The organism is Bifidobacterium samirii, assembly GCF_003952945.1.
In the GTDB taxonomy this organism is placed as follows: Bacteria; Actinomycetota; Actinomycetes; order Actinomycetales; family Bifidobacteriaceae; genus Bifidobacterium; species Bifidobacterium samirii.
Window position 1 is genome coordinate 1 of sequence record NZ_QXGK01000013.1, and the last position, 18,862, is coordinate 18,862.

16 protein-coding genes are annotated in these 18,862 nt (G+C 53.2%); 3 read left to right on the forward strand and 13 right to left on the reverse strand.

Annotation, left to right across the window (positions count from 1 at the left end):
• Positions 1 to 506 precede the first annotated feature (506 nt).
• The 3 genes from D2E24_RS06800 to D2E24_RS06810 all read left to right on the forward strand — a co-directional run bounded on the left by D2E24_RS06800 (position 507) and on the right by D2E24_RS06810 (position 4,053).
• On the forward strand, positions 507 to 1,991 hold the full coding sequence (locus tag D2E24_RS06800; protein ID WP_125968594.1) for a flippase: 1,485 nt from the start codon (positions 507 to 509) through the stop codon (positions 1,989 to 1,991).
• Between the two features lie 51 nt (positions 1,992 to 2,042).
• The gene (locus D2E24_RS06805; protein WP_125968595.1) at positions 2,043 to 2,912 is read left to right on the forward strand and encodes a glycosyltransferase; all 870 of its coding nucleotides are present in this window, start codon (positions 2,043 to 2,045) and stop codon (positions 2,910 to 2,912) included.
• A 97-nt stretch (positions 2,913 to 3,009) separates the two neighbouring features.
• A complete protein-coding gene (locus tag D2E24_RS06810; RefSeq protein ID WP_164521048.1) occupies positions 3,010 to 4,053 on the forward strand; it encodes an acyltransferase family protein in 1,044 nt (347 codons plus the stop codon).
• 39 nt (positions 4,054 to 4,092) lie between these two features.
• Here the strand turns inward: D2E24_RS06810 and D2E24_RS06815 are convergent, their stop codons facing one another.
• The 13 genes from D2E24_RS06815 to D2E24_RS06875 are packed head-to-tail and all read right to left on the reverse strand — an operon-like array spanning position 4,093 to position 18,841.
• Entirely contained in the window at positions 4,093 to 5,193 is a 1,101-nt protein-coding gene (locus D2E24_RS06815) for an acyltransferase family protein (RefSeq protein WP_125968597.1), read from the reverse strand.
• 20 nt (positions 5,194 to 5,213) lie between these two features.
• A complete protein-coding gene (locus D2E24_RS06820) occupies positions 5,214 to 6,134 on the reverse strand; it encodes a WlaTC/HtrL family glycosyltransferase (RefSeq protein ID WP_125968598.1) in 921 nt (306 codons plus the stop codon).
• 5 nt (positions 6,135 to 6,139) lie between these two features.
• Positions 6,140 to 7,162, reverse strand: coding sequence for a DUF6625 family protein (locus D2E24_RS06825; protein WP_241222900.1), 1,023 nt, complete (start codon positions 7,160 to 7,162; stop codon positions 6,140 to 6,142).
• Between the two features lie 27 nt (positions 7,163 to 7,189).
• Positions 7,190 to 8,188 carry a glycosyltransferase family 2 protein gene (locus D2E24_RS06830; protein WP_125968599.1) on the reverse strand — a complete coding sequence of 333 codons (999 nt, stop codon included), beginning with the start codon at positions 8,186 to 8,188 and terminating at the stop codon, positions 7,190 to 7,192.
• Positions 8,185 to 9,198, reverse strand: a complete 1,014-nt coding sequence (locus D2E24_RS06835; protein WP_125968600.1) for a nitroreductase family protein — start codon at positions 9,196 to 9,198, stop codon at positions 8,185 to 8,187. Before D2E24_RS06835 ends, D2E24_RS06830 begins: the two co-directional genes overlap by 4 nt.
• 24 nt (positions 9,199 to 9,222) lie before the next feature.
• Complete coding sequence (locus D2E24_RS06840; RefSeq protein WP_125968601.1) at positions 9,223 to 10,356, reverse strand: polysaccharide pyruvyl transferase family protein; 1,134 nt, start codon at positions 10,354 to 10,356, stop codon at positions 9,223 to 9,225.
• 7 nt (positions 10,357 to 10,363) lie between these two features.
• Positions 10,364 to 11,524 (reverse strand): acyltransferase family protein, encoded by a 1,161-nt coding sequence (locus tag D2E24_RS06845; protein WP_338142206.1) that lies wholly within the window; start codon positions 11,522 to 11,524, stop codon positions 10,364 to 10,366.
• A 2-nt stretch (positions 11,525 to 11,526) separates the two neighbouring features.
• On the reverse strand, positions 11,527 to 12,624 hold the full coding sequence (locus D2E24_RS06850; RefSeq protein WP_125968603.1) for a glycosyltransferase family 4 protein: 1,098 nt from the start codon (positions 12,622 to 12,624) through the stop codon (positions 11,527 to 11,529).
• Positions 12,621 to 13,223 (reverse strand): serine acetyltransferase, encoded by a 603-nt coding sequence (locus tag D2E24_RS06855; RefSeq protein WP_125968604.1) that lies wholly within the window; start codon positions 13,221 to 13,223, stop codon positions 12,621 to 12,623. Before D2E24_RS06855 ends, D2E24_RS06850 begins: the two co-directional genes overlap by 4 nt.
• A complete protein-coding gene (locus tag D2E24_RS06860; protein WP_241222901.1) occupies positions 13,220 to 14,428 on the reverse strand; it encodes a hypothetical protein in 1,209 nt (402 codons plus the stop codon). Before D2E24_RS06860 ends, D2E24_RS06855 begins: the two co-directional genes overlap by 4 nt.
• On the reverse strand, positions 14,428 to 16,209 hold the full coding sequence (locus D2E24_RS10620; protein ID WP_125968605.1) for a glycosyltransferase: 1,782 nt from the start codon (positions 16,207 to 16,209) through the stop codon (positions 14,428 to 14,430). Before D2E24_RS10620 ends, D2E24_RS06860 begins: the two co-directional genes overlap by 1 nt.
• Positions 16,206 to 17,363, reverse strand: a complete 1,158-nt coding sequence (locus D2E24_RS06870; protein ID WP_125968606.1) for a glycosyltransferase family 4 protein — start codon at positions 17,361 to 17,363, stop codon at positions 16,206 to 16,208. The genes D2E24_RS10620 and D2E24_RS06870 overlap by 4 nt, the downstream gene beginning before the upstream one ends.
• Entirely contained in the window at positions 17,363 to 18,841 is a 1,479-nt protein-coding gene (locus D2E24_RS06875; protein ID WP_164521049.1) for a tyrosine-protein kinase domain-containing protein, read from the reverse strand. The genes D2E24_RS06870 and D2E24_RS06875 overlap by 1 nt, the downstream gene beginning before the upstream one ends.
• Between the last annotated feature and the right edge of the window lie 21 nt (positions 18,842 to 18,862).

Genomic DNA, 18,862 nt, shown 5'->3' on the forward strand with positions numbered 1-18,862 from the left:
CGGATCGCGGGCGTCGAACCGGAAGACGACGAAACCCCACAAGCCGACGCGGACTAGGATTTCACGCTCACCACAGGTGAGGCACCACTCCGGATTACGCGCTCATTTTCAAATGAGGCACCTCGATACGTTCAAATCTGAGAGCACTCGGGCTAAGCCACAACATGTCCGGAAATCCGTTTTCATCGAGTACCAAGAATAGAGTAGCATCTACGTATGTCGACACATCGCGCAGCCCATGTAGTCTAGCGTTTCTATCGTATCGATCATCCCGACTTGCTCGTCGTGCCCAGATATGATGGACGCGACTTTTAACTGCAGAATCGACTATCTAAACCACAAAACAGCAGAAGCCTCCAAAATTATCACCCCCTATGGTATAATCTCACTTTTGAATACGCCTCTGGATATAACAGAGGAAACAGTCAGCAACATGATAGATATACCAATCTCTGGTATAAACGAAGCTGACATATGGTATATAAAATTAGTTTTATAGGAATAAGATGCCCGCTAACAGTCAATCAAATGAGCAAAAGCCGAAAATCAGATCGGTAAAATTCAATGTACTGATGAACATGATTCTCACGTCATCCGCATTCATTTTTCCTTTGATTACTGTCCCTTATGTCTCACGTGTTCTTTCCCCAACAGGCACCGGCGCAGTAGCATTCGGGCAAAGCATCGGAGGCTACTTTGCCACGATTGCATTACTTGGTATACCTCAATATGGCATCCGAGAATGCGCAAAAGTGCGCGACGATTCGAAACGACTCAGTACGCTAGTCAAAGAGCTTCTATGCATTCTTATGACGTCATCTTCCATCATGTATGGAATCTTTCTCATTTGCTTGTTTGCGATACCTCGTTTATCACAGGACAAGCCTTTGATGATTATCTGCAGTGCCATGATCATACTGTCTTCTTTTGGCGTTGAATGGTTCTATCAAGCGATAGAACAATATGGATATATAACCGTAAGGAACATCGCTTTCAAATTTCTTGGTCTTGCACTTATGCTCATATTCGTGCATAATACCGAAGATTATAGAATCTATGCATTGATTACGGTCATCGCCAGCTATGGTTCAAATATTCTGAATTTTATACGTCTTCATCGATTCATTTCATTGAAAAACACTGACTCACTGAACATACGGCGTCATTTTAAACCAATGTTCTCATTTATCGTCATTAGCATTTCTTCTGGCGTATATTTGCAAATTGACACGTTAATCTTAGGCCTTATGAGCAGCAATGCAATTGTAGGCATCTATCAGCTTGCCGTCAAGATTAAGACACTGCTGCTCACCTGTATTAATTCCTTGGGCGGAGTACTACTTCCTCGCCTTTCATATTATTACGCCAATGGTAAAGCCAAAAATGCTGACAGTCTCTTTGGACGATTCCTTCATTTTTCGCTGATTATCAGTACAGCAGCAACTTTATTAGGCATTATCTGTGCTCCACAACTTGTCCTCATTATCGGCGGCGCTCAGTTCACAGCTTCAGCAGTCCCTCTGGCGATTGCGGTTACGGCGCTGCCCTTCGCCGCAGTCAATGCTATCCTCCAGCAGACACTGGTAGCTGACAGTAAAGAAAAACAAGCGTCTGCGGCAACATTCATGGGGCTATTCATCGCGCTAGCGGTCAACCTTACTCTGATCCCCGTGTTCGGAGCCAACGGCGCAGCTCTAGGAAATATCTGCGCAGAAATTGGAACCTTCGTTATTCGAGCTTGGCTCCTGCGGTCACGGATGCGCAGTATCATCGCGATGCTGGATCTCCCTAAGATACTTTTTGCAAGCCTAATCGGACTAGTCATAGCTGGTTTTATTTGGCTTAACGTTGTCCCAAACGTAACGGTCCTCCCACAGATAGTTTGTTTGGGACTTGGCTTTTCGCTCGGCTATGGAGGCACACTACTAATTATTCGAGATCAATTAATTCTCGAGATATGTGGGCGTTTTCTCCCAATCCATCACTCATAATTTAGTATTATAATTAACAGTATGTATAATTTATGCGATTAAGGAGTACCGTTGACATTAGGAGTCGTAGTTCTCAACTATCTTAACTATTCATGCACCATCGAGTGTGTGGAATCGGTTATGCGGCAGCGTGGAGCAGATATAAAGACCGTTGTCGTGGACAATGGCTCCACGAATGAATCATCGAAAGAACTTGCAACGTTCTGCAGACCTCTTTCAGACGTTGAGTTTATCGCTAATTCCGAGAATCTTGGTTTCGCCAAAGGTAATAATGTCGGAATCTCCGCATTGCGCAGTCAAGGTATCGATCGAATTTTAGTTCTTAATAGTGACATCGTGCTGACGGATGAGAATCTTGCGATGAAACTCGAGCATCTTACAGTTCCTGACAATGTCGGCATTGTTGGATTCCGAACGGAGAATAATGAAGGCCAAAATTCAACTCCGCGCAATGTAACTGTTCGTTCTGGTTTCACTATTTTACGAGATATTTATACCACTCTTGGCGGGTTTAAGAATAAGTACATTACAAGCAAACCCATTGTTAGCACTGTCAAAAAAGCAGTGATTCAGCATGATAACGCCCCGCGTATACTCAATCCCAATAGCGAAACGTTACATGGAGCAGCGCTCCTGTTCACTGAAAATTTCTTCAAAGAATACGATGGCTTTTACCCTGGTACGTTCTTGTACTATGAAGAAGACTGTCTCTCCATCCTCTGCCAGAAGACAGGGATGAGGGAGATGTACTGCCCTGAGTACAAAGTTCTACATAAAGAGCGGGGCAGCGCCAAGATGGCTTGGAAGAAGGATGCGGAGAGCGTCCAGCGGAAGCGTCAGCTAGAGAGCCGTACCATTGCTCAGAAACTCGCCAAAATGTCTACAAAGCAAGTGCAAGAGCAATTCCGATTTAAGCATTAACAAGATTCACGCCTGAGAAGGTTGTATTTGTCGCCCGATTATGGGGAATGACAAATACAACCTTTTCGTAAAACATGATTATTACTTTATACAGAAAATGACTCAAAAGCGCAACTCCAATATTGAAATGCTACGGCTTGTCTCGATGCTTGCGATAGTTATGCATCATTTTGTAGCACACAACATTGATTCTCTTGATACAGTTAATGGCTCGAGCCGTATCATATTAGATTTCGCAAACATTCTTTTCGGAAAAATTGCAGTATGTATATTCCTGATTATTACCGTCTGGTTTCTTTCGGATCGATCTCAAACAATTCAAAGCACACTGCATCGTATGCAAGTGTTGGAGCGCGAAGTATTATTCTATAGCATTTCATGCTATTTGATCTATTCGTTCATTCTTGACACATTCTGGCCAAAAATGTTCATCACACGATTTTTTCCAGTAATCACCGGCGAATGGTGGTTCGTCTGCGCCTATATGCTCCTCATCTTCCTCCTTCCTTTTCTGTGTACTGGATTGAAAGCTTTGAATGAATTAGAGCATCGGATACTAACGCTTGTATTGCTGAGTTTTTTTGGATTAATTCAATTTTTCCCTTATATATATGACTCAGCATTATCGGATTTCTCTAACGTAATGGGCGTAGTCATCATTACTGTTGCCACTTGCTATTGTCGTTGGTATAAAGACATCATTACCCCCCCCCGTAAAATGTATAAGCTGAGTTTGCTCCCAATCGCATCAGGATTGCTCCTGATGATATCTTATATAGCCAACATGGCGAATATCCAACCATTCAATTCGATGTTGGAGCGACTATGGTTACACTTGCAAGATTATTATAGTTTGCCTGTTATTATTATTTCACTTTCTGTAGTCATAGCCTTAACAGAAGCAACACCACATTTCTGGCCTCCTATCAATAGATTCGCAGCGTCCTCACTTGCGATATATCTTATTACAGATACTCCTGAAGCACAAAAAATTCTATGGGAAAGATTATTCCCATTGCATCTGATGAATAACACTCCAATCCCTATTATTACAATGCTTCTTATTAGCGTAGTGATTTGCATCGTATGCATCGGAATCGATCAAATTCGCAGCAAATTGTTCCATATAATCTTTGACTAATTTTAAGGTTTGGAACCTTTGACAAGAAGGTTCCAAACCTTAAAATATTTTCCACAAAAAATTTTGTAGAGGCTCTACAAAAAAAGTATCATATATATACGCGAAGATAGCACATATCGCAAAAAGTACGATTACAACAAGCAACCCTAAACAGATTCCAAAAACAAAAGAACTAGGTTCCGGAAGCATTTCGGTTATAGCTTCCCACAGATTTGGACGAACATAAGGATTATTATGGATAAGATAGACACCAAAAACCGTGGAACTGATCAATTTTCCACTGTTACTCAAACTCGTACGATTTAAAAAATCCATTCGAGATCGGGTAACCAAGATAAACACCAGAGATGCCACTCCGATGGACAGTGCGGGAATCATGCCGGTAATATATCGTGCATCCGATTGCAGCCAGCCTATGAGGCCCAAATTCATCGCACAGAAATCGAATACAACCAATAAACAATAGGCAGCAAGGGTAGCTACACCTACATATGGCCAACGTAGGCTGTGGCAGAAGATGGAATCTTTTCCATAAAGGCGAATCCAACCTCCTAAAAGATATCCGGTAATGGCATAACACCAGTTATTCCAGAACAACTGAGTCATCGAAAACAGACCCATTATACTGATACCTAGTAAGAAAGCTATAAATCTCAACGATTCAGCATCTGATGCTAGCATCCGATTCAGATATGGAGACACCAATAAAAGCAACACATATGCAGTGATGAACCAGTAAGCCCCATTGAACACCGGTAGTAAAGCGCTATAAAGAGTGATGGGAAGTTGTTCGCTCGAGAATATGGCTTTCACGCCTGGGGTGGGATGAACCCACAGCAGCACTAACTGCAAAACTAGGAACAAGAGAGAATACAGGAACGTCTGCAATATCACGTTGACGATGCGACGAACGTTGAATTGCTTGGCTACCAAAAAATATCCTGTAATCAGAAAGAAAAAGCAGGACCCTACTTGCCCTAGTAATTGGTCAGCCGCCATACTGAGTCCACCGATCCAAGGATCATCGGTGGACTCAAGGTTCCAGCCAATATTAGAAATGAAATGGCACGCGATAATCAACATCATGCCCGCAACACGGAGCCAATCGAATCTCATATCACGGGATGCAGAAGTAGACATTTCAAAGCCTTCTTATTCAATCACAGAGGATAACGCTTCACCTGGTATTTAAATTCGCGCCACAACGTTTTCAGACAACGTTTTGCCCAAGCTAGACGGAGAACAATACCAACTTTCAGGAATTCCGGTTCCATTTCAGGAGTATGCTTAGGCTGTTTGACATCAGAATAGTCATACAGCATGGAAAACCAACCACTCGGAAGACAATGGTAGATATCAGGACGCTCACGAACGCACATAATAGGCGGAGTCTGATCGTCATCAACGAGGCCACAACGGATCAGACTAATGTAGTGTGACCGAATGTCTTGATAGAATTCTTCTGCAAAATTCGTGTAACAAATAAATTTCCCCTGAAAATATGTATCAGTCCGACGAACGATTTCGAAAATCGGATCATCACCGAGTTCATGATTTTGGAAGAAAGTTACAGGCTTTTCGAATGGATAGTTCCATTCGAAATCATAATCATCTAGATTCTTGTAATCTACGCCACCATGGTCAAATCCAAAATCAATCCACGCGAGTTTATCGGTACATGCTTCCTTCGCAGCTTCCTTCATGCACCAATATTTCAGAGCAATAACATAATTATAATATGGTTTCGAAGGTTCCGGCTTATCCGGGAACATGCTGAATGGTGCGTATGTTCGACAAACTTGAGTCATACGTTCAAGCAGTTCTTTGTCGATCTTTCGATAGTCTTCAACAGCATGAACTATCGTATTAGTCCTTCCCAGATTCTGACGAATTTGTTCCACGCGTTCCGCATATTGAGGAATCGTAAAAACAATCAGATCATTATGCAGTCGCGCCCATCGTTCGAAATAATTGAAATAAGTGTCATCCGAACGAGTAAACGTCTCCCAATCCGTTCTTCCAATAGGGAAGAATGCAGTGACAACGGTAATGCCATTGCGAAGAGTATTGTTCTCCTGCATTGTGTCTATCCTTTTCTACTCAGTCTTGCGATAATCTTTTTCTTCCAAAATCTGATGTCGCCGCGTAATAGACTCTTCTTATGATAGCGAAGGTCTTGAGAACGTTTCCAGCGAATCGATTCAAAATTCTCTGAGGTAATCTCATCTACTTCAAGTTCCTCGAACGATCCAGGCATAATCTTGAAGCGCTTCGATCTGATTACCCCTTCTTCCAGACGCATCCTACGCCTTTGAAAATGCATATACATTAATTCATTCATTTCAAGACGTTTAAATTTACGCCAATATCGGAGAAGTTTACCATTATCCCATATATATACTGCATGTACTGGCTTTTCGGTAAGATACGCCCCTAAACCTTCATCATATCGACTCACCGCAAAAGTCAGGCTACGCACATTCACATTCCCTGACAAATCTGTCATGTAAATCGGGAATCCGTTTTGTTGATAGATACGATTCACATTAGTAGGAAGATAACTTTCATCGAATGTGAAAATAGATTCAGATTCCAACACCTGACGATAAAGCAACTTACCGTCCAGTGGCAACATGAAGCGACGATTGTTCTCGTTTGTATTACGATACAAGGATAAATGACCCAAAGGAAATATCTTGTCGTAACGAGACAGCATCTCATCAGTAATGAATCGAGAAAGGTCACCAAATATTACATCACAATCACAGTGTCCCCAAAAACGATAATCCTGAAGATATGATTCAAACAGATATCCGTACATCGGTTTCAAATCACACAATTTGTACGGAGTGCGAAGATTCGGATGGAATTCAAATGCCTCACGAACTCTTCTCTGCATATCACCGAAGGTTTCATAATGCACATGTACATTCGATGGATACTCGTATTCAGTATGATCATCAGTGAAAATAAGCCAGTCAAACTCTTTATTAGCGGCGCAGGACTGTAAAAACACCGGAAAATACTGCGGGAACCGCCCGTAATAAGGTAAGATAAATGCGCAGGTCCTCATAATCAACTCCCCATCACCATTAAGAATGGTATTCATGGTTTTACGTCATGATCTTCATACTAGTCAAGACAGATTCCTCTTGGAAATCCAATAATATATCCTCGGAGATACCGACAACAGCATTATTTTAATCTTACGGCTTAGAGGCAAAGACCTATCTCCCAAGACCAGTTTCACGTGTTTTGACAACGAGATACGGCACCGTCGGATCATCGCAGCATCGGCATCCTTCCCTAGAATGTCGTATAGCACATCATACCAGCCTTGCATCCGCCCGTAGGCGAGCGCCTCCCGGTCTGCGTACCCGTTGCGTTCCAGATAGTCGCAGTATTCCTCAGCGCCGATGGCCTTGTCGAGGCTGTGGGCGTTCACGCGTGCGGTGGTGATGGAGTCTTCGCGGATACGGTACTGGTAGAGCCCTTGCGGGTTGAAGTAGAGTCCTCGCATCACACGGTATATGTGGGCGAGCAGGTAGTAGTCCTCGCTGTTCAGCCCTTCGGGGAAGCGGATGCCGCCTTCCTGGTCGAACAGTCTTGCGTCGAACAGTTTGTTCCATACCGCGCTGGCCATGCGGTTGCGATGGTATAGGAAATCATGCAATGCCTCATCGCTGGTGAACGTCCGTTCGGGCACCTGTGCATCGATGTGGTCAGTGCGGCCGTCCTCGAAACGCTTGATCGTGCCGCACATGACCACGTCCGCGTGCGGTCTCGCGTCCATCCAGGCATTCATGGTGGCAAGCATGGTGTCGTCCACCCAGTCGTCGCTGTCCACGAACGCGATGCGCGAGCCTCGGGCCACGTCCAATCCGGCGTTGCGCGCGGAGGACAATCCTCCGTTGGCCTTATGCACCACTTGGATGCGGGCGTCCTTTCTGGCCCATGCGTCGCACATCGCCGGGCAGTCGTCCGGAGAGCCATCGTCGACGAGGATGATGTCGAGGTTGCGGTAGGTCTGGTTGACGATGCTCGTCACGCACTCGTCGAGATACTGTTCGACCTTATAGACCGGCACGATGACGCTGATCAACGGCCGGTTCTGCGTCGGTGTCTCCCCGCTCATGAGTGCACCGTCACGATCGTATCGGCGTCGAAGCGCTGCGACTTGCAGGTCTTCACCTCTTCGGCGAAATGCCCGACGGCAATGTACATGACCAGAAACTCACCATCGGGGATGCCCAGCAGCGAGCGCGTGGCCTCGTCACGCTGCATCGGCAGCATCGTGTTGAGCGGGCAGGCGGCGATGCCCTGTTCCTCCAGAGCCAGCAGCAGCGACATGCCGAACAGGCCGCCGTCCGTATAGCATTCGTTGCGCTCGTCCTGGTTCATCATCGCCTGATTGTCGCCGGTGATGAGCAGGAGGGCCGGCGGGAGCGGATAGCCGCGGAATCCGCCCTGCAACGGCATGGCCTTGCGGATGAGGTCCGGGTTCGTGATGATATGGACTCGCGTGGGCTGGCGGTTGCAGACGGACGGCGTGCGCATGGCGGTGCGCACCGCCGGCATGATCTCGTCCACGCTGATGGGGGCATCCGCGAATTCGCGCACCGAGTGGCGGACTTCCATCAGTTCGGAGAACGTCAGCTTCGCATTATCCGTCTTGTCGGCGGCACGAATCACCAGATCACCGCCGGTACGGTCCTGTGTGGCCGCGGCCTCATCCCAGACCTGAGCGGAGAACATGGCCTTCGCATACGAAAGATCATAGTCCTCGGCTTCGTGGCGCACACGGTATTCGTGCAGGGAGGAGATCGCCGTCTGATACACGTCATTATGGGCGATATCGGTGTCGATACGGCGCAGCGATTCCAGAAGCGGGGACAGCTGGGCGAGCACGCCCTTGCCGAAGCCGTATCGGAAATCGGTGTGGCTCAGGCCCTTCTCAATCTGATGCGTGAAGAAGATGATACGGGTTTCCAGATGCGCCTGGCGCATGGAGCCGCGTCGGGCGTAGTTGCGTCGGAATCGCTTCATCTGGTGCACGGTCTCGCGGCGCAGCTTCAGATCGGCTTCCATGCCGCGCAGTGCGGCGATCGCCGGTTCCGGAATCAGATGCTTCAGCACGTTCTTCATGGTCTTCTCCTTACTCCGTCCAGATCAGCCGTTCAGAGCCGCGGACAGGTAGTCCGTGCAACGCCGTCGCTCGACGTCCAGATTCAGACGCACCGTCTCGTAATCGATGATGTTGTCGCTCCATCGCTCCCCTTCGATGAGGTTCTGGTCGTCCAGACCGCAGGTAGACAGCAGCGAGCTCATACGGTCGTCCATGTTGACCTTGCCGTTGTGCTTGCCTCGGACCACATGGAACTGCTTCTCGAACAGGATGGAGAACGCCGTGCCGTGGAACGATGCGGTGAGCACATGGTCGGCGTGCTTGATGAGGCTCAGGTAGTGGTTCGGGGCGGCCACCTCCAGCATGTGGAACCCGTACTTCTTCAGCCCGTAGGACTTGTTGCCGGTGAACATCACGTAGACCGGCAGACCCACCGCTTCGGAGTACTGCTGCACGGCCTTGGCCGCGCTGTCGTTGAGTTCGATCGAGTCGATCGCATAGTAGAAGATGTAGGGTTCCTTCACCAGCCGGGGGGCTGTGATGTCGTCGTAGTCGGTCTGTTCCAGCAGCAGCGTCGGATCGATCACCTGGGTGACCGGCTTGTCGATGATGCCGTTGAGATATGTCTGCGCGGTCTTCTCGCGCACGGCGATCGCGGAGTAGTCCGCCAGCAGCGCGCGGTAGCGGTCCGCGAGCGCCGCGTCCCCCTGCTTGTCGAGGATGTGGCCGCCCATGCTGGAGGCGTACGACACCTTGGGCTTGTGGTGCACGAACGAGAGGAAGTACGCGTCGCTGTAGTCCCATGCGTCCATGTTCCAGATCTGGTCGCTGCCGGAGACGAACACGTCGTACTGGCTTTCCAGATCGGTCATTTCGGACGGGTCTTCGTAGAACTTCGGGGTCAGTGACAGCGCCGAGCGGATCAGCGACGTGAAATCGTCATGGCGGCGCTGAATCAGACGGTGATGCAGCAGCGCGTAGGCGTTCTTGAGGATATCCTTCGGCCCGGATACCTTCTTGTACACGTCGTACAGGTACTGCTGACGAGGTGTCGAGAAATCGATGATGTCGCATTCGTAGCCGAGCTGTTGGATCTTACGCTGCGTGGCGAACGCCTGCAGGAACGATCCATTGTTGTGTGCGGCGTGGTAGGTAATCAGTGCAACTTTTCCACTCATATCGCTCTCATTCACTAATAGCGGATAAATTCCGATTTTTCATAAACCAATCAGCTAGAACATGATAGATACGCATACTGCAGTTCCAGCCACAATCAAACAGTTTGGCTTTGTTTCTGTCAATCGTAATAGCAAAAACCGCTTGTCTGGCCATATCAACAGCCAGAGCCAAAACAAAGAACAGCACCGCAAGGCAGAATTCTATGAGAAGTCTGGATAAACCACCTACATGAAGAACGGGGAATACGTATTCTTCTAGCAGATTTGAACCAAAGCCAATAAGCAAAAAGGCAGCTAGAGTTGCGGAAGCGCAAACATTAATCACGCGAGAATGCATAACTTCCTTACGACAGCACTTCAAGACCAATCCTAAAGCAACCATAAGAGAAGGGATACACCTTGGATTGTTCATCCATCCTGCTTGCACTATGGAATCTGGCTTGAAAAGCTGCAGGATACAATTACTTACAATGCCCAGCAACAGCCCATAGAACAACATGATGTTTTCCATTTTCGGGGTCATTGATTCAAGTAAGTACCAACGAATATATGCCGTTATTACATACAAATACAGAAACAGCATCACCGAATATCCCATATTCAACTGAATATATGGAATAAATCCCCATAGTGCAATCGAAATAATAAGGAGATTACGATGCCTTATCTCTCCCAGGCTCCGTAATCCTTCATTGAGCCATGGATGAATAAACAGGAAAATTATATAGCTTGTCGGGTACCACCAGCGCCCAGAAAGAAATGGGAATAACGAAAAAATACCACTCTTGACTATGCCTCTTGTTGAATAAATGCCATTGCACCATAGTTCCATCAACGTTTCCACAAAGAAAAGACCGATGGAGTAAAACAGCAACTGTCGTTCCAGTAACCAAGATCGACGAAGATTTCGCTTTATAGAGACGCTCTCCCCGCACATATACCAGGCGCTAATCATGAAGAAGAGGTCATCGCCAACGCCACCGAAATTAGATAGTAAACCTACGGTATTCAGCAGAGAAAAACGTTCAAATGCACCACTATCTGCAACAATAGCATCAACCGACCAGTGGAAATGATTCAGTACGATAAGGAACATCGCAAAAATTCTCAGCAATTCCACATTAGAGTTACGCTTATCGTATCTTGAATTAGAGATTCTCTGAGACATAATCAGACGTCACTCCCAAGAACAGAAATCCACAAATCGACAATCACTTCCTTACTGAAATAATCAGTATCTTTACGCGCCATCACCGAATATGATCTACGTCTATCCGTATTCTCAATCAGAGAACCAATAGACTCAGCCATGCTTCCAAGGTCACCTTCAGGAATGAGATCGCCATTTATCTTTTCCCGGATAATCTCAGAAGGACCAGTCTCGCAATCAAAACTCACGATGGGCAGCTTGTAGGCTTTCGCTTCCAACAACACCATGGGTAGGCCCTCGAAGCGGGAGGTCATGACGAACATGGCGGCGCTGCGGTAATACGCATCCATGTCATCGACGCGTCCCTTGAGGATGAGCTGGCCGCCGATGCCGGCCCGGGCAATCTTCTCCTCCAGCATGGGTCGGTCCTCGCCTTCGCCGAGGATGAGCCACTGCCAATCAGGATGCTGCGGCAGCACCTGAGCGGCCACGTCCACCAGCATGTCGAAGCCCTTCTGGTAGGTCAGGCGCCCCGAGCTGATGATGGTCTTCGATGTCGCGTCATACACCGATTCCGGTGTGATCCGCTGCATGGGGTTCGGGATAGCGATGACCGGACACTTCGGGTGCGCGTTCTCCTCGTAGAGCTTCCGGTCAGCTTCGGTGAGCGTGACGATGGCGTCCGCCTTGTGGGCCGCCCAACGTCGGGTGAGCTTGCGGTACGGCACGCTGGGGTTCTGATGGTAGTTGAAATGCTCCCAGGAGATGACCTTCACGCCCGTCCTGTGCTTGAGCGGCAGCGAATACATGTCGAGGATGCCGTCGATGTCGACCAGCACGTCGATATGGCGGGACTCCACCAGCTTGCGCAGACGGCCGACCGTGTCGAAGTAATGCTGGATGCCATGGGTCGGCTTGTCATAGACCGTATATCGGGCGATGGCGCCGTCGATCCGGAAGAACGGTTCCGAAGCCTCCTCGAACAGGCTGACGAACGAGATCTCATACTCGTGGCGCTGCACCAAAGCATTAGCAATGAGGATGGAGACGTTTTCAGTACCTCCGGAACGGGTGACGTCACCGGAGAAGAACGCAATATGCGGGGTACGGGTGGTCATCGGGAGCCGCCTTCCTTGACGGAATATTCCTCGTCGGGCACCAGATTCGGCACGAGATTATGGCAGTATCCTTCCGTGGCATTGTCACGATGGATGATGCGTGCAGGATTACCGATGACGATGCTGTGGTCGGGCACATCGAAGTTCACGTACGAATTCGGTGAGATCAGCACGTCGTTACCGACACGGATACCGCCGACGATGACGGCATTCGTGCCGACCCACACCCGATTGCCCAGCTTGGGTACACCGACATGACGGCCGCGGTTCTCTTGGCCGATGAGCACACCCGGACTAAGATTCACGTTGCTGCCCAGCCGTGCCTCACCGTTCACGATCACCGTACCGCGATGGCCGATGAACAGTCCGGCATCGATGCTGGCGCCATACCCGATCTGGAATCCGCTCTTCTTGGACAGACCAAGTAGACGGAACCGATACCAGTAATACGGCAGCCCACTGCGGTGGGCCTGAGCCTTGCGCAGCAGCGACGAATATCGGAACCCGAGCTGCACGAACCGCTGCTTCACTATCCGGGAGCGGGACGAGCCACCGGCATACCGGTGGCAATCCGATGCGATGAGATCCTGAACGGTCATCGGATGTGCACCTCCTGCAGCATACGCTCCTCCTGACTCAATGGAATCTTCTGATAGCGGTTGCAGACCAGCAGCAGTAGCACCGGGAACGTGGCTGATTCATGCCTCGTCCACGAACCGAAATCAGGTTCGAAGATGAAGGATGCCAACGCGTACCCGATATACACGCATAGCGCGATGAACAGGTTCGGATCGTCGATGTTGTTGATCTGGCGGATGAGGTTCACCATGTAGAACGTGATCATGCACTGGAACGCGAAGAACGGCAGATAATACGCGCCCTTCAACGCCAGTTCCAACGGAATCAGCATACGGAACGCATTGAACACGTAATTCGCCATGAACACCAGCAGGCCATCGCCGGGAATCCAGTTGCGAATCAGTGTGGCGGAGTCGGCACTCTCACCGAAAGCAGTATTGTAACCAGAACGCAATCCGATCATCTGGTTGTATTCATCCGGCATCATGCGCTGTGCCATCAGCATCATCGCATAGATGCCCGCATAGAGGATGACCAGAATGCCGATCATCGACCCGAAACCGAGACGCTGCCGTCTACGGAACAGCACCAGCACCACATACACCGCAAGAATCAGCGCAGCGATGAGGATGTAGTATTCCCGGAAAAACGTGCTCTCGTAGTAGAGGATACCAGCGCTCGCCAGCGCTTTGATCAGTGAATTGTGCAACGGGATGAGGAGCACCAGATACACGGCGAAGAAGAACGCGAACTGGATGATATCTTTGCCGATGTTGAAGATGTAGATATTGAGCAGACCGACCGTAGCCAGAATGAACAAGGACTGCAGCAGATCCGGCGCGTCCGCCCGCAATACCATGAACAGCACCAGCGCAGTGCCGATGATGCCCAGACAGATGGACCAGTCGAGCATCGTCGTGAGATTGGCGAAATTGAGCTTCGCAAACAGATCGGACGCGGTGCGATAGTCGCCCTCCCACTCCTGGGTGGTTTCAGTGAGAGTGAATCCCAACGTATAGTTCGTCATCTTCAGGATGCGAGTGTTGTCGTAGAAATAATTATCCGGCAGGATATACGCAACCATCAGTTTGGCGGCGATCATCACCGGAAAAATCAACGCCAGCAGCGCATTCTTATTGCGCAGTTCCATCGCCTGGCGGCGTTCCCGACGCTCGCGTCGGGTCATGCCGCCGGGACGAGAGTATGCCGAATCGAGAGAGACCATCAGCCGCTCACCTTACCGGCGCCGGAATCCCGTCCTTCGGCCTTCGCCAGTTCGTCCAGATAGAAGCGCTGGAGCCACTCGGCGTTCGCAGTGATGTCGAAGCCGGCCTGGGTGACCAGTTCCGGCCCCTGCGCACGGTCCGCGACCGCGGGCTGCGCGGCCTGATCGAGGATGCGCTGCGCCCACTCCTCCGGGGCGGCGTCCAAGGCGACCACCTGCACGTTGCCGGTGATGTCGCACTGCCTGGGCACGCGGTCCGAGATGGTGCACGGCAGGCCGGCAGCCTGAGCCTCCACCATCGTCACCGGCAGGCCCTCGAACAGGCTCGGCAGCACGAACGCGTCCATGCCCTGCATGATGCGGTTCACGTCGGAGCGCACGCCGAGGAACCTGACTGCATCCTGCAGGCCGAGTTCGCGCACCTTGGCGCGGATCTGGTTCTTCAGCTCGTCGTTCAGTTCACCGCCGCCCACGAGCCACAGCTCGCTGTTCGGCTGCGCGCGGTGCACCGCGGCGAAGATGTCGATGAGGAACGTGTGGTTCTTCTGCGGGAAGAAGCGGCCCACATGGCCGAGCACGAACGTGTCCTCCCCCGGCGTGCCGAATTCGGCGCGCATCTGGGCGCGCACGGATTCGTCGTACCGGTAGAGGCCCGTGTCGATCGCGTTGCGCTGCTGGATCACGCGCGAGCGGTTCTTCTCGCCGAACAGCCAGTCGCCCGCCTCCTCGCCGCACGCGAACATGTGCGTCGTGTACTTGGGCAGGCGCAGCCGGAAGTATTCGCGGAAGATCGACTTCAGGTCGAAGCCCACCGGACGGTTGTGCGCGTGCGCGATGCGCACCGGAATGCCCAGCTTCGACGCCTCGCGCAGGCCGAAATAGCTGCGCTCCTCCAGGTTCGAGTGGATGATCCGGTACTCCGGATGCGCGGTGAGGAACGCGCGGAACTCCTTCTTGTACCGGCCGAAGTACTGCGGGTACATCGGGCACATACGGTAGATGCGCCCGCCCAGCGCCTCGATCTCGTCCTCGTACGCGGCACGGTAGTCGCGGTTCACCAGGAAATCGTAGGTGACCTTGCTGCGGTCCATATGCCGCAGATAGTTCATCATCATCGTCTCGGCGCCACCGCGGTCCATCACCGTGTCAAGCACCAGCACGCGGGTCGGGGCGTCGCCGGCGCCGGCGGTCGTCGGCGCCGCCGCTCCCCCGGCCGAATCATGACCGGCGGCAGCCGTCGCATCGGCGGCGACCGTCGGCGCGGATGCGACGGCGGCTACGACGGCCGGCTCGGCGCGGCGGATCGGGTCGACGCGCAGCGACGACTCCATCCGCACCACCGAATCGGCGGGGATGTCGCCGGACACGACGCAGCCGGCGCCGATCACGGTGTTGTCGCCGATCGTCGAGCCTTTGAGGATCGTCACGTTGGAGCCGATCCAGCAGTGGCGGCCGATACGCACCGGCGCCTCGGTGTAGCCCTGATCCTTGATCGCGACGGTCGGGTCGGCGAAACGGTGGTTGTGGTCGTACACGTGCACGTTCTCGCCGAAGATCGTCTCGCTGCCAATCGAGATCAGCTGGCGCGCGTGCAGGCCGCAGCCGTTGTTGAAGAACACGTTGTCGCCGATCTCGATGCGCCCGCCGTTGTCGCAGGTCGCCTGGAAGCCGCGGCGCATGTGGAACGCCTTGCCCCAGCGCATGCGGCGGCCGTACACCACCTTGTACACGGCCTTGAGCAGCAGGCCGGTGAACCGGTACCAGAGTTTGATCGCGATCATGCGGCCGCCTCCTCGTAATGCGCACTGATGGTCTCGAGCATGCGGTCGAGTGTGAACCGGTCACGGAACGAGCCGACGACCGCCTCGCGCGGCATCGGATCGTCCAGCAGCCGCAGCACGGCCGCGGCGCCCGCCTCCACGTCGCCCACCGGGAACAGCAGGCCGTTACGGCCCGGCTCCACGACCTCGTCGTTGCCGGTCGTATCGGTCGCCGCGATCGGCACGCCGGCGCGCAGCGCCTCGACCAGCGAATACGGCATCCCCTCATACAGGGACGTCAGCAGGTACACGTCGAACGCGGACACGACGCGCTCCGCGTCGGCACGGTAGCCGAGGATGTGCACCCGGTCGGCGACGCCGTGCTCACGGCAGTACGCCTCCATACGCGACGTGTACGGGCCGTCGCCGACGTACACGACGTGCACGTCGGGACGTCGTTCGATCACGCGCGCCGCAATCGCGATGGACGTCATTGGATCCTTCTGGTCGACCAGACGCGCGGTGACGCCCACGATGGGCGCATCGTCGGGCAATCCCGCCAATGCCAGACCGAGCATCGCGCGCGCCTCGGCCTTCGACGGGACCGGCTCGTCGGCGATGCCGTTGTAGATTACCTCGAACTTGGACGGGTCGTCAAGACCAGCGTCGAGCGCGGCCCGCCGCTCCCCTTCGGACACGTTGAACGTCAGATCGGTGACGCACCGGCTCAGCCAGCGTTCCAGCAGGGTGAACACGAGGCGCTTCTTTCCGGAGAACTCGGGAGCCTGGAACGAGTAGGCGTGCGGCGTGTAGAACACCCGTTTCACCCCGTACCGGCGGCCGCACAACGCCACGGCGAGACGTCCGATCGCGCCCGCCTTGGAGCTATGGCAGTGCACCACGTCCGGGCGCACCTCGCGGATCAGTCGCATCGTCTGGAGCAGCGCGCGCAGCTCGTGCCTCGGGCTGATGTCGCGGCGCAGGTCGGCGCACGGGATCACGCGGGCGCGACGGCTGAGCGCCGGCAGCGTCTCACGGTAGTAGTCGTCCATGCGGGTCGCGCCGTACAGGAGCGTGACGTCGAAACGCTCCGGATCGAGTCCGGCGATCAGATCGGCGACGTGACGGCCGCAGCCGCCCATCGCCTCCTGGATCATCAGCACGCGACGCTTCATCAGCGGTCCTCGCCGGAGCGGACGGCCGACGCGGCGCGCGCCGAGCCGCTGTGCGAGCCGCGGCCGCTGCGGCGACGCTTGCCCTCGCCGTAGTAATAGTAGTAGTAATAGCCGTTCTTGGCCTTCTTGGCCTGCTCCTGGTTGAACACGGTGCCCACCGGTTCCACGCCGATCATGCGGAACTCCTGCACGGCGTCGCGCAGCTGGCGCTTGAAGGTCACGCCCTGGCTGGCGACCAGGAGCAGACGCGCGCCGTCCTTGGCGAACACGGCGGCGTCGTTGGCGACGCGCATCGGCGTGGTGTCGATGATCACATGGTCGTAGTGCGCGGCCGCGTGCTCGAGGAACTCCTGCATGGCACGCGAGTTGATGAGGATGCTCGGGTTCGTGGTCTGCTCGCCCGCCGGCAGGATGTGGAAGTTCTCCTTCCAGTACCGCTGCACCGCGTCCGCGAACGTGACCTTGCCGGCCAGCAGGTGGGTCAGGCCCACCTTGCCATCGATGTCGAGCGTCTTGGCGGTGGACGGCTTGCGCAGATCGGTGTCGACCAGCAGCACGCGCTCGCCGTTCTCGGCCATCGCGGCCGCCAGATTCGTGGCGATCGTGGTCTTGCCTTCGCTCGGACCGCTCGACGCGATGACGATCACGTTCGACCGGTCGGTGCGGTCGGGGGCGAGGAACGAGAGGTTGAGCGCCAGTCGGCGCACGCTTTCGGCGGCGCGGCTCGACGGCGCGGACACGACCACCGGGGCGCCCTCCTGGAACGCCTTGTCCTTGCCGATGATGCCCAGCGTGGGCGACTGCGCGATGCGCTGCAGGTCGGCCATCTGACGCAGACGCTGGTCGAGCATCTCGGCGACCAGACCGGCGAACACGGCCGCCACGACGCCGATGAGCAGCATCTTGAACATGAACGACTTCACGTTCGGGGAGCTCGGCGAGCCGGGAACGGACGCCTCGCGGATCACCGACAGGTTGAGGTAGCTGAGCACGTACGTGCGCTCCGACGAGTACGAGTCGGACGACAGCTGCTCCTTGAGGCTGCGGCCCACCGCGTTCGCGATGTCGGCCGCGGTCTGCGGGTCCGTATTGGTCGCGGTGATGTTCACGAAGTACGTGGACGACGTGGAGATGCCGATCGACCCGGCCAGCGCCGACACGGTCGTGTCGAGCTTCAGCTCGTCGATGACCGGCTGCAGCACGGCCGGCGTGGTCGCCAGCGTGGGCAGCGTGCCCAGCTGCGACGTCACATAGCTGCTCTGCGACTGGATCTCGCTGTACGAGGGCGTGCCCAGATCGGTTTCGGTGCCCGCTTCGGTCGGATTGCGGTTGAAGCTGGCGAACATCTGCGCGGTCGCGGTGTACTGGGGGGTCTGCTGGTTGACGTAGAGGAATCCGCCGGCCAGCGCCGCCAGCAGGACGACGAGCTCGACGATCAGATGCTTCTTCAGTGCCTCGAGAATGTCGGCTACTGTCACGGGTGCTCCTTTAAAATCTCC